The sequence below is a fragment of the Pseudochrobactrum mosebachae genome, from assembly GCF_048914685.1.
In the GTDB taxonomy this organism is placed as follows: domain Bacteria; phylum Pseudomonadota; class Alphaproteobacteria; order Rhizobiales; family Rhizobiaceae; genus Pseudochrobactrum.
In genome coordinates this window covers 312,473-326,657 of sequence record NZ_CP128408.1, presented here as the reverse complement: position 1 = coordinate 326,657, position 14,185 = coordinate 312,473, and the positions used below count along the sequence as shown (strand labels likewise).

Here is a 14,185-nt window from a genome sequence, read left to right as displayed (position 1 = left end):
ACTTCATGTTGAAACTATCGGTTACCCCAGCTGTCGCGCTGGTTGATGTCGAGCGCCGGATCATTGTATCCGGCGCAAAGCCCCATGCAACCATTGAACTGAAGGCTGTAACCAGCCGTTCCGGTCAAGACTGGATATCGCAAGCGGCTTTTCAGGCCGATGCGGCAGGTGTGGTTGATCTGAGCCGTGATGCACCATTATCCGGTGATTATCAGGGCGTGTCTTCTATGGGGCTGATCTGGTCGCAAGATCATGGCCAGCAAGGTATGTTACCGCTTTTTAATGCGGATTTATCCGAGCCTCTGTACACAGTGATAACCGCTAAGACAGACGACGAGCAGGCCGAAGCCACGTTGGTACAAGTGCTGATGGCTGAGGGCGTTACCCGCGAGACTGTGCGGGTTGATGGTCTGGTTGGTGTACTTTACCGCGCTGCCGGCAGTGAACCTGCTCCGGCAGTGATGATTATGAATGGCTCCGGTGGCGGCATTAATGAACCGCGCGCCGCTCTTTATGCATCGCGCGGCTATCATGCCTTGGCACTTGGCTATTTTGGTGCAGAGGGCTTACCAAAATATATCTCCAACACACCTTTGGAATATTTTGAAAAAGGTCTGGACTGGTTGCGCGAAGCGGTAAAGCCCAAAGATAACTTTGTCGCGATCAGTGGTCAGTCGCGCGGTGGGGAGCTGGTTCTGTTGCTCGGGGCTACTTTTCCTGAGAAGGTCTCAGCGGTGATCGGTTATGTGCCGAGTGCTTTTGTCCATAGCGGGCAGGCGGCTGCTGATCCTGCCTATGGCCGAGAAGGGCCTTGCTGGCTTTATCAGGGCAAGCCGCTAGTGCATATGTGGGAAAATAACCGCTTTGCCAGCTGGAAGCCCTATGATGAGGGGCAGCAACCGCGCCGCAACAGTCTGGCAATGCGTACTGCGCTGGCCGACCCTGTGGCGATGCGCAAGGCACGTATTGCGGTTGAAAAACTGGCAGGCCCTGTGCTGCTGATTTCTGGTGGTGATGATGGTGCATGGCCGTCAGATTATTATTCACTGCTGGTGCAATCCAGTCTGATTGCGGCTAATCATCCCTATGCAGTTGAATGGTACAATCATCCCGAGGCCGGACATTCGATCCTGTTTCCTTATGTTCCGGCGACACAGATTGTTCACGCGCATCCGGTCAATGGCAATATGACAACAATGGGCGGCAAACCGGATGTGAATGCCGAGGCCAATCACGCATCATGGCAAGCGGTTCTGGCTTTCCTGAAACAAGCCACAGCTTAAAACCGAAACCTAAAAACACAATTTATAGCCATGTTACAGCCATGCCATTCATGTTGTTTCAACGTGAATGGCATACGCATATGCAGGCTTTTAAATATGATTTTTGGAGCGGAATAAATTTCTGCTGTTTGTTAAGTTTTTGGTTTTAATTTCCAGTCCTACCCCATTGATAATATGAGCCTATCTTTCGTATCAGGCTATATGAGCTATACAATCATCGCTCAGACAGAAAAATCGTATCCCGTATAAAAAAGGCAGAACCGATATGAGTTTTAAAGAAGTTTTTGAAAAGATGCAGTCGGTTTTAACTGAGCAGCCGGAACAGGCAAAGGCGAGCTTTATTGCGCGGTCACGACTGGGTGAAGGCTTTCAAAGTGAAGTAAGAATCCGCCAGTTTAAGGTCAATGTGGATGAGCCTGAGGCCTTGGCCGGTCAGGATAAGGCGCCTAATCCGGTAGAATATGTTCTTGCTGCCTTGGGGAGCTGTCAGGAAATTACCTATCGTCTTTATGCGGATGCATTAGGCATTCCGCTCAATGGCGTGTCGGTTAAGCTGACAGGCGAAATTGATCTGCGTGGTTTCTTTAATGTCGATCCTGCTGTGCGTCCCGGTTATAAAAAGATTACTGCCGAGGTAACAATTGATAGCCCTGCATCACCGGAAGATTTAGCGCGCCTGCGCGATGTTGTTGAAAGCTGCTGTCCGGTGATGGATATGCTGCAAAACCCGACACCGGTACATGTCTCGTTTAATGAGATCAACAAAGCTGCCGCAGCCTGAAATAGTAACAAGACGCTCAACTGCAAAGCTGGGCGTCTTTCGTTTAATATACCAAAGCTCCGGTTATTAACGTAAAACCAGTATCTTGCAGCGCTCGCCACTTTGAGCAGCCGGTGCAAAAGGCTCGCGTATCAGCAGCGCATCCGCGCGCGTAATCACGGTCAGCATAGATGAATCCTGCACAGGCAGCACGGTTGCCAGCCATTCTCCGTTGTGATCGCGGGTGAGGGTGGCGCGCGCATAATCGCGGCGGTCACCATTGGCTGCCAGCGGCTGGGTCAGGCAGGCGGAAGCGATGCGGGTTGTCGGCTCCTTGCCTGCAAGCTGAGCCACTAAGGGCGCCAGAAAAACATAAGAACAAACAAGGCTGGAAACCGGATTGCCGGGCAGACCGAGAATGAGCATCGGCGCTTTGCCTGTGCGTGTAAGCTGGCCAAACATCAGCGGCTTTCCGGGGCGCATGGCAATTTTGTAAAAGCTTAATTCAACACCGCAATTGGTCAGCGCTTTATGCACCAGATCATGATCGCCGACCGAAGCGCCGCCGAGCGTGACCAGAATATCTGCATCAGAACCCGCAGCCTGTGTGATTGCCTGCTCGATTTTTGTCAAATTATCCGGCACAATGCCGTAATCAACAGCGCTACCGCCATTGCGGCGCACAATATCGGCCACGCCATAGCTGTTGGAGCTGACAATTTGATCCTGACCGGGCTTTGTACCCGCCGGCACCAGCTCATCGCCGGTGGCAAGGATCACTGTTTTAGGGCGTTTATACACCGGAACTTCAGCATGGCCCGAGGCTGCAGCAAGCGATAATGATGCCGGATCAAAAACATGACCACTTGGCAGCAGGCATTCGCCATCTTTAAAATCAAGACCTGCTAGCCGGATGTGCCGGCCTTTTTCTACGCCCTCAACCAGTGTGACAAAACCGTCTGTGGCTTGCGTGTTTTCTTGAATCACTACGGTATCTGCACCGTCAGGAAAAGGCGCGCCGGTAAAAATCCGTACGGCCTCACCGCGATTTACCTGACCGGTAAAACCGTTGCCTGCTGCCGACTGACCGATGAGCTTCAGCGTAACCGGCAGCGTTGCCCCATCTTGAAAACGAATGGCATATCCATCCATTGCCGAGGCATCAAACGGTGGCTGGTTGAACGAGGCATAGAGCGGCAGTGCAAGCACGCGGTCGCCCGCCTCATGCAGTGGCACCAATTCATGCTCTGTTGGAAACCTGTCCGAAAGCAAAAGTTGCAAAGCGTCATCAACCGGTAATAATGCCATGAAATATCCCCAGAAATTGAACCAGCCTGCGCAGATTATTATTGGTACTTGGCTTACGCGCAGATATTACGGACGCTGCCAGTTGCCTGATTTGCCGCCGGTTTTGCTGTCGACCATAATATTGCTGATAATCATGGCTTTATCGACAGCTTTTGCCATGTCGTAAATTGTAAGGCAGGCAACGGAAACGGCAGTGAGCGCTTCCATTTCAACGCCGGTTTTGCCTGTCAGTTTAACGGTTGCCTGTACTCTAAGACCAGGCAAAGCCTCATCCGGCACAATCTCAACACTGACCTTGCTCAGCATCAGCGGATGACAAAGCGGAATAAGGTCTGCTGTCTTTTTCGCTGCCATAATACCGGCCAGCCGTGCCGTGCCGATAACGTCACCTTTGGCAGCATTGCCGGAGAGGATCAGCTCTAAAGTCTGCGGTAGCATGATGACACAGCCTGATGCACTGGCAATGCGGGTTGTGTCGGCCTTGTCACCGACATCAACCATATTCGCGGCACCCGTTTCATCAAGATGTGTCAGCTTGCTCATGGTTATTGTGCACCTGTCAGGAGTTGACGTGTTGCTGCAGCCACATCTTGCTGGCGCATCAGGCTTTCTCCGATCAGGAAAGTTTCAATGCCGGATTTTTGTAAGCGCAGGCAGTCACCATGCGTGAAAATACCACTTTCACCAACCAGCAGGCGATCATCCGGAACCATTTTCACCAAACGCTCACTGACCGCCAGATCAACTTCGAATGTACGCAGATTACGGTTGTTAATACCAAGCAGACGCGACGACAATTTCAGCGCACGCTCAAGCTCTGCCTCATCATGCACTTCAATCAGGGCATCCATGCCGAGCGAGAAGGCGGTTTGCTCCAGCTCTTGCGCCAGCGCATCATCCACACTTGCCATAATGATCAGAATACAATCGGCACCCCAATGGCGCGCTTCATAAACCTGATATGGATCAAATAGGAAATCCTTGCGCAGCGCCGGCAAAGCACAGGCATCGCGCGCCTGCTGCAAAAACTCCGGTGCACCCTGAAATGACGGTTTGTCGGTGAGCACGGAAAGACAGGCCGCCCCGCCATCTTCATAGGCTTTGGCCAAAGCCGGTGGGTTGAAGTCCGGACGGATCAGGCCTTTTGAAGGACTGGCTTTTTTGATTTCTGCAATCAAAGCGAAACAACCGGCAGCACGCTTGGCTTCAAGCGCTTTCAAAAAACCGCGGGCAGGCGGCTGGTCACTGGCTGCTTTTTTAACATCACCAAATGGCAGCTGTGCTTTGGCAGCGGCAATTTCCTCAAGCTTATAGGCTTCGATTTTTTTGAGAATATCGGTCATTTTATTCACTTACACTATTGGATACGGCGGCAAGCTGCTCGAGTTTGCTTTTGGCAGCGCCGCTGTCAATGGATTGCGCGGCAAGCGCAATGCCATGTTTAAGATCTGTGGCCTTGCCGGCAATAATCAGCGCGGCAGCAGCATTAAGCAGCACGATATCGCGGTAAGCGCCTGCTTCACCATTGAGCACGCGCAGCAGCGCAGCTGCATTATGCTGGGCATCTCCACCTTTAAGATCGTCAAAAGCCACGCGCTTAAGACCAACTTCTTCGGGAGTGATTTCAAATTCTGTGATCTCGCCATTATGCAAAGCAGCAACATGCGTTGTGCCGGCTGTGGTCATTTCATCCAAGCCGTCGCCGTAAACCACCCAGACATGATCGGAGCCAAGTTCTTTAAGCACTTGAGCAATCGGCAAAACCCAATCCCGCGAGAATACACCGACCAGCTGATGTTTTACACCGGCAGGATTGGCAAGGGGGCCGAGAAGGTTGAAAATTGTACGGGTGCCAAGTTCAACCCGTGCAGGCCCGACATGGCGCATGGATGAGTGGTGCATCGGCGCAAACATAAAACCAATGCCTGCATCATAAATGCAGCGGCTGATGGTTTGCGGTGTTGCTTCAATATTAATGCCGAGTTCAGCCAATGTGTCTGCAGCGCCGGAGCGTGATGACAGTGCGCGGTTACCGTGTTTGGCTACTGGTACACCCGCACCGGCAACCACAATGGCAGCGCAACTGGAAACATTATAAGAACCGGACTGGTCGCCGCCTGTTCCCACAATGTCGATGGCGCCTGCAGGTGCTTCAACAGGGATCATTTTCGCGCGCATGGATTCCACAGCACCGGCAATTTCGCCAACAGCTTCACCGCGCATGCGCAGAGCCATCAGAAAACCGCCAATCTGGGCAGGCGTGGCAGAGCCGGACATCATAATGTCAAATGCTGCTTTGGAATCCTGTTTGGTTAAAGGAATGCCTGTAACAGCTTTGGCAATATAGCTTTTGAAATCGGCCATTTTGTCCTCATTACCTGATTATAAAAAGCTTCCAAGCTGGTCGCAGCTTAGAAGCTTTATTTTTATTTGGCTTAAAAACTTAAAGCCTGATCCATCAGAGGCTGATTGATCTGAACCGGATATTCGCCCTGCAACCTGCCAACCAGCTGCTCAAGCAGATCATCGGAAATACGCGATGATACGGCATCACGGGTTTCCTGCGGCAGACTTTCAGCGCTCACACCGGTTGGCTCGGTAGTTTCTGTAACCTTGAACAGTACCTGTGTGTCTTTGTTGATACCGGCTGTAACGCCGCTCAAACCATCAGGCCCACCGAAAATCTGCGCAATTGCGGTTGCCGCAAGATCAGCATCAGTGGCTGTGCGTTTCAGGCCGCGCTTGGTCTGCTTTTCAACGCCCAGTTCCTGTGCAATCTTGTCAAGGCTTTCACCGGCTTCAACACGCTTGCGCAGCTCTTCTGCCTTGGCGGTCAGTTGCTTGGCAGCCTGATCCTGTTTCCATTCTGCCGTCACCTGATCTTTTACTTCATCAAGTGTACGGTCACGGGCCGGTGTCACACCATCCAGCTGATACCAGATATAACCGCGGGTAGGGGTTGGCAGCGCATCATTGTCTATGCCCTGATCCGACTGGAATACCGAGGTCAGGAATTGCGGCAACTGCGGCAGATCTGCAACCGGTTTGCCATCAAGACCTTTGCCTTCTTCATCAACAGCAGCAATGGTTTTAACATTGAGCTTCAGCTTTTCAGCTGCTTCACCCATTGTTGCACCGTTGCCGCGCTCTTCTTCATAAGAATCATGAACTGCATTCAGCGCGGTAATTGCCTGATTAAGTGCCAGTGTTTTGCGGATTTCCGCAGCAACATCGGCCTCTGCTTTAACAGCAGATGGCTCAACAGCACTGATATGCAGGATAACCGGACCAAAAGCACCATTAACAACATCGCTGGTGCCATTGGCTGGCAGTGCAAAAGCAGCTTCTGCAATAGCATTGTCAGGCAGGTCAGTTTTAACAAAGCTGCCGAGCTTCACATCATCCGGTTTTTTGCCGCTAGCAGCCACCAGATCAGCAAAGCTGGTTCCGGCTTTAATTTTATCAGCTGCAGCTTTGGCTTCTTCTGCATTGGCAAAATTCAACTGTTCAATCGTGCGCTTTTCAGGTGTTGAAAAACGGGCAATGTTCTTTTTGTAGAATTCCTGAATTTCTTCCACCAGCACATCCGCTTCATTGGCAATGTCCTGCGCTTCAAGCGGCACATAGCTCACTTTGCGATATTCAGGCGCACGATAATTGGCCAGATGTTCATCATACCATTTTTTCAGCTCGGCATCATCCGGCGCTGCAATCGCATCAGCCGAATCTTGTGTGAGCGTAATATAATCAACAGTGCGGCTTTCACCGTCATAGAGCGCGAGTGCTGTCAGCAATGTATCCGGTGCGCTCAAGCCATCAGATACGGCTTCAACGATTTGCTGACGCAGAGCAAATTTGCTGCGGCTGTCAAAATAATCCTGCGGGCGCATGCCGGCCTGACGCAAAACCGAATTAAACTGATTGCTGGAGAAGCGACCGCTGGCATCGTGAAATGCCTGATCTTCACTGGTCAGACGGGCGAGGTGATCTTTCGACATCCCCAGTCCCATGGTGCGTGCCTGCTCATCAAGTAGCACACCAGCAACGAGCTGGCCGGTGACCTGCGCCGGAATACCCAGCGCTTTAGCCTGATCGCGGGTCAGCTGCTGCTGGAACTGGCGGGACATCGCTGAAACCTGACGGTCATAAGCAAGACGAAACTCGGTAGGGCTCACGGTTGAGCTACCGGCCTGCACCACAGCATTGCCGCTTAAGTTTTGATTGAACACATCTGCAATACCCCAGGCTGCAAAAGAGAGGACGAGCAAACCGAGGAAAAGTTTCGAAATCCATGATTTGGATGCAGTGCGCAAGCTATCAAGCATAGAAGTACCTTTGTGGAGTAAACTCACTTTGTTAACATAGGGGATAACCGCCGATGATATTGCAGTCAAACGGAAACCTGCCACCAAAGGGCTAATGGTCAAAAGAATTATGGCATTATTGCTGTTTGCGGTGATTTTGTTGCAAAATTTGGATTTGCTTTGACATGCAAATTTGCTAGGCAGAGCGCAATTGGGGTTGTTCTGCATAAAACCAGAAACAACATAATGTGCAGCTATTGTGATGCCGGGCCTCGAATGAGGCTGCGTTGTCCGGTCTAAGGCGAGGCTGGATACAATGATTTGAGGAGGGTGGAATGACCCCTGAAATACGTCCGCTTGTAGCGGGTAACTGGAAAATGAACGGCACCGGTGAGCAGCTTGCAGAGCTGCGTGCGATTGCCGCCAATTTAAGCTCTGATATCGGCCGCAAGTTTGATGTGGTGATTTGTGTTCCGGCTACTTTGGTGTCACGTGCTGCCGCTACGCCTGAAACCGATGCTATTGGCGTTGGCGGGCAGGATTGCCACGCTCAAGAATCAGGTGCACATACCGGCGATATTTCTGCACTTATGCTCAAAGAAGCCGGCGCGAGCCATGTTATTGTCGGCCATTCAGAACGCCGCACAGATCATCATGAAACCAATGCTGATATTTGCGCCAAAACGCAGGCCGCATGGGGCGCAGGTCTGACCGCAATTGTTTGTGTGGGTGAAACCGCAGAGCAAAAGCAGACAGATCAGACGCTTGAAGTCATTGGTGAACAGATTGCCGGATCGCTACCGGAAGGCGTAACGCCTGAAAATACAGTGGTTGCCTATGAACCTGTTTGGGCGATTGGTACCGGCCTGACGCCAACAGTATCTGATGTACGTAAAGTACATGCCTTTATCCGCGCTCAGCTGATTGAGCGTTTCGGAGCTAAAGGTGCACATCTGCGTTTGCTCTATGGTGGTTCGGTTAAGCCTAACAACGCGGTTGAGCTGCTCGGTGTTGCCGATGTGGATGGCGCGCTTGTTGGTGGTGCAAGCCTGAAAGCAACAGATTTTCTTGCAATTTGCGATGCTTATCGCGTTCTCTGATTATTGTTAAAATCATCCTCCTGCGGTCAAAATGTAACCATTCGGTTGCAGGGGGTTGGATTGTCAGATAAAGCCGTGTAAAAAGCCGTTTCTATAGTGCACGCTATGTGCAGAATAAAGTGATAGAATGGCTTCTTTACACGTCGCTCTATAATTTAAGAAAGCAGACCGGAAACCCATGCAAACCGTTCTTATTGTTATACATCTCCTGATTGTTCTGTCTCTTGTTGGTGTTGTGCTGATTCAGCGCTCTGAAGGCGGCGGTCTTGGTATTGGTGGTGGTTCCGGTTTTATGTCTGCGCGTGGCGCGGCAAATGCTCTGACCCGTATGACAGCGATTCTGGGGGCAGGTTTCTTCGCTACTTCACTGCTTTTGGGCATTATGGCTATGAATGGTGAGCGTCCGGCTGATATTCTCAATCGTATTCCGACAACAACCGGTTCGCAAACTGCACCGGCCAATGGCGGTAATGGTATTCTTAACCAGCTTGGTGGCGGCAACACTGCTGCACCTGAGGCACCTGCTAGCTCCGTACCTAGCTCACAGTAAATTAGGTCCTGGCTTTAAGCGAATACACAGCAAAATTTAGCTGACTTAAGCTTGAGTTAAGATTGTTATGGAAAAGCCTCCGTTACGGAGGCTTTTTTTATGTCTGCAAAACAAGCTTTGCCATTTCTATCCAGCTACAAAAAAGTGATGGCTTGTTAATTCCGGCCACAAAAACTGTTGCTCATTTCATCTTGGCAACAAAAAGTGTTGCTCACTTCGTATTGGCAACAAAAAGTGTTGCCGGCTTGCCATACATGGTGAGTTTTGCAAGTGAGTAACATATTGCCCGTTGAGAGATTTGCGGCTTTGCCCTATCAGGGGAAATCCGTTTTGCCCAATATTTGGCTCGCCTTTTTGAAAGAGGCAGGGCGCAAAGAGAGTGTTTCGAGAAAGTCCCATGATTTCATCGCGTGTTCTCATTTCCGGCTTTGCCGGTTTGTGTTTGGGCGTATCGGCCCTGACCGGTCAGGCTTTTGCTCAGTCGGCTACAACTGCGGCCGCTTCTTCTGAAGCCGTGGTGCAGGTTGCATCAGCCGAAACCAAGCCGAAAGCTAAGAAGACAGAAAAGAAAAAAGCATCTGCACCGAAATCCGGTCAGAACCGCTATAATATCGACCCTAAATTTCAGGCGCAGGTTGTGTCTTTTTCCGGTTATCCGGTTGGCACAATCGTTGTGGATCCTGCCAAGCGCTTTCTCTACTTGGTAGAAAGTGCAGGCTCGGCACGCCGCTATGGTATTGCGGTTGGTAAAGTGGGTATGGAGTTTAAAGGCAGCGGGACTATATCTGCCAAGCGCGAATGGCCGCGCTGGATTCCGACCAAAGATATGATCGAGCGTAACCCTGCACAATATGGCCGTCATAAAAACGGTATGGATGGTGGCTTGGGTAATCCGCTTGGTTCCCGCGCAATGTATCTGTTTCAGGGTAATAAAGACACCTATATCCGTATTCATGGTACAACGCAGCCTTGGACAATCGGTAGTTCGGCTTCAAACGGCTGCTTCCGCATGACTAATGAGGATGTGATGGATCTTTATGAGCGCGTTAATCTTGGCGCAACCGTTGTGGTTCTGTAAAAATAACCTGATTACGTAACTTTTATAAAAGCCGGTTCGCGCCGGCTTTTTTGTGTTTAATAATGTTGCAGATATACAAAAAGTTTTACAGGACAACCGAATAAGCAGTGGCAATTTGTTTTGGTAAGCCCTATCTGTAGCTTCAGAATTGCGGGTCAGAATCCCGTAGCGTGTTTTATCATAACGCGTCTTCAAAGTAAGCTTGTGCATTTTAACACTGTTCGGAGCATTACCTCACAGGGTGGTTTCTAGCAGTGTGACTTGGCATGATATTTGAATGAAAATATTGGTGTTTGTGGTAAAATCCTGACGGATTTTACGGGCAGATGTTAAGAATAATGAAAAAACCGTCGTTAAGAGCATTTTTTAGTGGCGGAATCAATCAGGAGAGTCTAACGACATAAGCCCATGGCGCGATATGTATTCATCACAGGCGGCGTGGTCTCTTCCCTTGGAAAAGGCATAGCTGCAGCAGCACTGGCGGCTCTCCTTCAGGCTCGCGGTTACCGCGTGCGCATTAGGAAGCTCGACCCTTATCTTAACATTGATCCGGGCACGATGTCGCCTTACCAGCATGGTGAGGTGTTTGTGACCGATGACGGTGCGGAAACCGACCTTGACCTCGGTCATTATGAGCGTTTCACCGGTCGTTCTGCTACCAAGCGGGACAATATTACGACTGGTCGCATCTATCAGAACATCATCGAGAAAGAACGCCGCGGCGATTATCTCGGTGCAACAGTTCAGGTTATTCCGCATGTAACGGATGAGATCAAAAACTTCATTACCGATGGTAATGATGAGTATGATTTCGTGCTGTGCGAAATTGGCGGTACGGTTGGCGATATTGAAGCCATGCCGTTTCTTGAAGCCATTCGCCAGCTCGGCAATGAATTGCCGCGTAACACTGCGGTTTATATCCACCTGACATTGATGCCGTATATTCCGGCAGCAGGCGAACTGAAAACCAAGCCGACACAGCATTCGGTTAAGGAACTGCGTTCTATCGGTATTGCACCGGACGTGCTTTTAATCCGCGCGGATCGTGAAATTCCGGAATCAGAGCGCAAAAAGCTTTCGCTGTTCTGTAATGTCCGCCCAAGCGCGGTTATTCAGGCTCTGGACGTTAAGTCGATTTATGATGTGCCGATTGCCTATCATAATGAAGGCCTTGATTCCGAAGTTCTGGCAGCGTTCGGTATTGATCCGGCACCGATGCCGCAAATGGAGCGTTGGGAAGAAATTGCCAACCGCATTCATAATCCCGAAGGTGAGGTTACCATCGCTGTGGTTGGTAAATATACCGGCCTCAAAGAAGCTTATAAATCGCTGATGGAAGCGCTGACACATGGTGGCATTGCCAATCGTGTGAAGGTTAATCTCGCGTGGATTGAAGCGGAAGTCTTTGAAAGCGAAGATGCTGCCCCGTACCTTGAAAAAGTTGATGGCATTCTCGTGCCTGGCGGCTTTGGCGAGCGCGGTGCTGAAGGTAAGATTCTTGCGGCAAAATTTGCCCGTGAGCGTAAGATTCCTTATTTTGGCATCTGCTTTGGTATGCAGATGGCTTGTATTGAAGCTGCGCGTAATCTCGCTGGTATCAAAGATGCGTCTTCAAGCGAATTCGGCCCGACAAAGGAACCGGTTGTGGGTCTTATGACCGAGTGGCTCAAGGGCAATATGCTTGAGAAACGCACAGCATCCGGTGATCTTGGTGGTACGATGCGTCTTGGCTCTTATGAATCCACGCTGAAAAGCGGCACCCGTATTGCTGATATTTACGGTACTACGGATATTCATGAGCGCCACCGCCACCGTTATGAGGTCAATATTGATTATATGGACAAGCTTGAAAAAGCCGGTCTTGTATTCTCAGGCCTGTCACCAGACGGTGTTCTGCCGGAAACGATCGAATATGCTGATCATCCGTGGTTTATTGGTGTGCAGTATCATCCGGAGCTGAAATCGCGTCCGTTTGAACCGCATCCGCTGTTTGCTTCATTTATCGAAGCTGCGGTTAACCAGAGCCGTCTGGTTTAATCCGTGATGACGGGTACCATCAAAAGCGCCCGTAAAATTGATCATCTGGTCCTGCCTGTGGCAGGGCTGGATGCATCACAGGAACGGCTCCATACACTCGGCTTTACCACCGCACCGCAAGGCAATCATCCGTTTGGTACCAGCAATATCTGCTTTTATCTGAGCGATGGTTCGTTTCTTGAAATGCTGGGCATCGGTGATCGTGAACTGTATGAACAGTCAGCCGGTCGCGGCAATGTCTTTACCGCGCGTGATCTGGCATGGCGTTTTCGTAATGCCGCGCTTAATCAGGGCGAGGGCATCTCGGCTCTGGTGCTGGCAAGTGATGATGCGCTGGCTGATGATGCATATTACCGTGCAAATGGCATCTCGGGCGGCGATGTTTTAAACTTCTCACGCCCGTTCAAAACACCGGAAGGCGCTGAGGATGAGGCAAGTTTCCGCTTGGCTTTTGCCGCTGATTTGCGTGCACCGGATGTGTTTTTCTTCGCCTGTCAGCGTGTGCATGTGCCTGAAGTTGACCGCACAAGCCTGCAAAACCACCCCAATAGCGTGCTGAGCATTAAGGAAATTGTATTTTCAGAAGAAAACCCGTCCGATTTTCAATATCTGTTGCAAACTGTGCTTGAGCAGCGCGATGTAAATGCTCATTCATTCGGGCTGGATATTTGTGCCGGCAATACCAATATATCTGTTTTGACGCCAACAGGCTTGCAGGCTTTTTATGGTGTGGAAGTACCAGAATATCAGCCGCGCGAGCGTGGCCTGCGCCTTGAAGCTGTGAGTTTTAAAGTTCGCTCACTGGAACTGTTGACTGAGTATTTGACAACAAAAAATGTGCCTTACACCATCCGCAATCAGCGGGTTGTTGTGCAACCGCAGCGCGGTCAGGGCGGCATTTTTGCATTTGAGGAATAGCTATGACTGCCAATTCTGTCGTCGAGATTAAAGCGCCGTCGGGCAATGTATTGTTTTCCAACAAATCTGCTTTGTCGATCATTGCGGGGCCTTGCCAGATGGAAACCCGCCAGCATGCCTATGATATGGCTGGCGCCTTAAAAGAAATGACTGACAAGCTCGGCATCGGGATGGTGTACAAATCGAGCTTTGATAAGGCCAACCGTACTTCGTTGAAAGGTCAGCGCGGTATAGGGTTGGAAAAAGCTTTGGAAGTTTTTGCTGATCTTAAAAAAGACTACGGTTTTCCGGTACTGACCGATGTGCATACGCAAGAGCAGTGCGCTTTAGTGGGGTCTGTGGTTGATGTGTTGCAAATTCCGGCATTTCTTTGCCGTCAGACTGATTTGCTGATTGCTGCTGCCAATACCGGACGCGTTGTTAATATTAAAAAAGGCCAGTTTTTGGCGCCTTGGGACATGAAAAATGTCATGGCCAAAGTGATTGAAAGCGGCAATCCGAATGTGATGCTGACGGAGCGCGGCGCATCTTTTGGATATAATACACTTGTTAGCGATATGCGTGCTTTGCCGATTATGGCTGATATGGGCGCACCTGTAATCTTTGATGCGACCCATTCGGTCCAGCAACCGGGTGGACGTGGTGAAACCAGTGGCGGCCAGCGCGAATTTGTTGAGACACTGGCGCGTGCAGCTGTGGCTGTCGGTGTGGCGGGTGTATTTGTTGAAACCCATCAGGATCCGGATAATGCGCCGTCTGATGGCCCGAATATGGTGGCAATTAAAGATATGCCGCGTTTGCTTGAAACTTTGATGGCCTTTGACAAATTGTCAAAATCACTCTGATC

At 50.5% G+C, this 14,185-nt stretch carries 13 protein-coding genes; 8 read left to right on the top strand and 5 right to left on the bottom strand.

Going from position 1 to position 14,185, the window contains the following annotated elements; translation table 11 throughout:
* The first annotated feature begins 5 nt into the window (after window positions 1-5).
* Complete coding sequence (locus MP213Fo_RS01480) at window positions 6-1,283, top strand: acyl-CoA thioester hydrolase/BAAT C-terminal domain-containing protein (protein WP_421089934.1); 1,278 nt, start codon at window positions 6-8, stop codon at window positions 1,281-1,283.
* 265 nt (window positions 1,284-1,548) lie between these two features.
* Window positions 1,549-2,064, top strand: coding sequence for an OsmC family protein (locus MP213Fo_RS01475; protein ID WP_421089933.1), 516 nt, complete (start codon window positions 1,549-1,551; stop codon window positions 2,062-2,064).
* Window positions 2,065-2,130: 66 nt separating this feature from the next.
* Here the strand turns inward: MP213Fo_RS01475 and glp are convergent, their stop codons facing one another.
* From glp to MP213Fo_RS01450, 5 genes are all read right to left on the bottom strand, one after another.
* Complete coding sequence (glp, locus tag MP213Fo_RS01470) at window positions 2,131-3,351, bottom strand: gephyrin-like molybdotransferase Glp (protein WP_421089932.1); 1,221 nt, start codon at window positions 3,349-3,351, stop codon at window positions 2,131-2,133.
* A 66-nt stretch (window positions 3,352-3,417) separates the two neighbouring features.
* Window positions 3,418-3,894 carry a cyclic pyranopterin monophosphate synthase MoaC gene (gene moaC / locus MP213Fo_RS01465; RefSeq protein WP_421089931.1) on the bottom strand — a complete coding sequence of 159 codons (477 nt, stop codon included), beginning with the start codon at window positions 3,892-3,894 and terminating at the stop codon, window positions 3,418-3,420.
* Window positions 3,895-3,896: 2 nt separating this feature from the next.
* Window positions 3,897-4,694, bottom strand: coding sequence for an indole-3-glycerol phosphate synthase TrpC (trpC, locus tag MP213Fo_RS01460; protein WP_421089930.1), 798 nt, complete (start codon window positions 4,692-4,694; stop codon window positions 3,897-3,899).
* Window position 4,695: 1 nt separating this feature from the next.
* Window positions 4,696-5,715, bottom strand: coding sequence for an anthranilate phosphoribosyltransferase (gene trpD / locus MP213Fo_RS01455; RefSeq protein WP_421089929.1), 1,020 nt, complete (start codon window positions 5,713-5,715; stop codon window positions 4,696-4,698).
* A gap of 71 nt (window positions 5,716-5,786) precedes the next feature.
* Window positions 5,787-7,676: a SurA N-terminal domain-containing protein gene (locus tag MP213Fo_RS01450; protein WP_421089928.1), complete on the bottom strand. Its 1,890-nt coding sequence runs from the start codon at window positions 7,674-7,676 to the stop codon at window positions 5,787-5,789.
* A gap of 314 nt (window positions 7,677-7,990) precedes the next feature.
* Between MP213Fo_RS01450 and tpiA the strand changes: the two genes are divergently transcribed.
* The 6 genes from tpiA to kdsA all read left to right on the top strand — a co-directional run bounded on the left by tpiA (window position 7,991) and on the right by kdsA (window position 14,183).
* Window positions 7,991-8,755, top strand: coding sequence for a triose-phosphate isomerase (tpiA, locus tag MP213Fo_RS01445; RefSeq protein ID WP_421089927.1), 765 nt, complete (start codon window positions 7,991-7,993; stop codon window positions 8,753-8,755).
* A 178-nt stretch (window positions 8,756-8,933) separates the two neighbouring features.
* Complete coding sequence (gene secG, locus MP213Fo_RS01440; protein WP_421089926.1) at window positions 8,934-9,305, top strand: preprotein translocase subunit SecG; 372 nt, start codon at window positions 8,934-8,936, stop codon at window positions 9,303-9,305.
* 397 nt (window positions 9,306-9,702) lie between these two features.
* Entirely contained in the window at window positions 9,703-10,383 is a 681-nt protein-coding gene (locus tag MP213Fo_RS01435) for a L,D-transpeptidase (protein ID WP_421089925.1), read from the top strand.
* A 408-nt stretch (window positions 10,384-10,791) separates the two neighbouring features.
* Window positions 10,792-12,420 (top strand): CTP synthase, encoded by a 1,629-nt coding sequence (locus MP213Fo_RS01430; RefSeq protein ID WP_421089924.1) that lies wholly within the window; start codon window positions 10,792-10,794, stop codon window positions 12,418-12,420.
* 6 nt (window positions 12,421-12,426) lie between these two features.
* Window positions 12,427-13,338 (top strand): VOC family protein, encoded by a 912-nt coding sequence (locus tag MP213Fo_RS01425; RefSeq protein ID WP_421090965.1) that lies wholly within the window; start codon window positions 12,427-12,429, stop codon window positions 13,336-13,338.
* A gap of 2 nt (window positions 13,339-13,340) precedes the next feature.
* Window positions 13,341-14,183, top strand: a complete 843-nt coding sequence (kdsA, locus tag MP213Fo_RS01420; RefSeq protein WP_421089923.1) for a 3-deoxy-8-phosphooctulonate synthase — start codon at window positions 13,341-13,343, stop codon at window positions 14,181-14,183.
* The last annotated feature ends 2 nt before the right edge of the window (window positions 14,184-14,185 follow it).

What these genes read in the sequence shown, in the direction of transcription:
- MP213Fo_RS01480 (WP_421089934.1), top strand. Translation starts at nt 6, where the DNA reads ATGTTGAAACTATCGGTTACCCCAGCTGTCGCGCTGGTTGATGTCGAG.
- MP213Fo_RS01475 (WP_421089933.1), top strand. Translation starts at nt 1,549, where the DNA reads ATGAGTTTTAAAGAAGTTTTTGAAAAGATGCAGTCGGTTTTAACTGAG.
- glp (WP_421089932.1), bottom strand. Translation starts at nt 3,351, where the DNA reads ATGGCATTATTACCGGTTGATGACGCTTTGCAACTTTTGCTTTCGGAC.
- moaC (WP_421089931.1), bottom strand. Translation starts at nt 3,894, where the DNA reads ATGAGCAAGCTGACACATCTTGATGAAACGGGTGCCGCGAATATGGTT.
- trpC (WP_421089930.1), bottom strand. Translation starts at nt 4,694, where the DNA reads ATGACCGATATTCTCAAAAAAATCGAAGCCTATAAGCTTGAGGAAATT.
- trpD (WP_421089929.1), bottom strand. Translation starts at nt 5,715, where the DNA reads ATGGCCGATTTCAAAAGCTATATTGCCAAAGCTGTTACAGGCATTCCT.
- MP213Fo_RS01450 (WP_421089928.1), bottom strand. Translation starts at nt 7,676, where the DNA reads ATGCTTGATAGCTTGCGCACTGCATCCAAATCATGGATTTCGAAACTT.
- tpiA (WP_421089927.1), top strand. Translation starts at nt 7,991, where the DNA reads ATGACCCCTGAAATACGTCCGCTTGTAGCGGGTAACTGGAAAATGAAC.
- secG (WP_421089926.1), top strand. Translation starts at nt 8,934, where the DNA reads ATGCAAACCGTTCTTATTGTTATACATCTCCTGATTGTTCTGTCTCTT.
- MP213Fo_RS01435 (WP_421089925.1), top strand. Translation starts at nt 9,703, where the DNA reads ATGATTTCATCGCGTGTTCTCATTTCCGGCTTTGCCGGTTTGTGTTTG.
- MP213Fo_RS01430 (WP_421089924.1), top strand. Translation starts at nt 10,792, where the DNA reads ATGGCGCGATATGTATTCATCACAGGCGGCGTGGTCTCTTCCCTTGGA.
- MP213Fo_RS01425 (WP_421090965.1), top strand. Translation starts at nt 12,427, where the DNA reads ATGACGGGTACCATCAAAAGCGCCCGTAAAATTGATCATCTGGTCCTG.
- kdsA (WP_421089923.1), top strand. Translation starts at nt 13,341, where the DNA reads ATGACTGCCAATTCTGTCGTCGAGATTAAAGCGCCGTCGGGCAATGTA.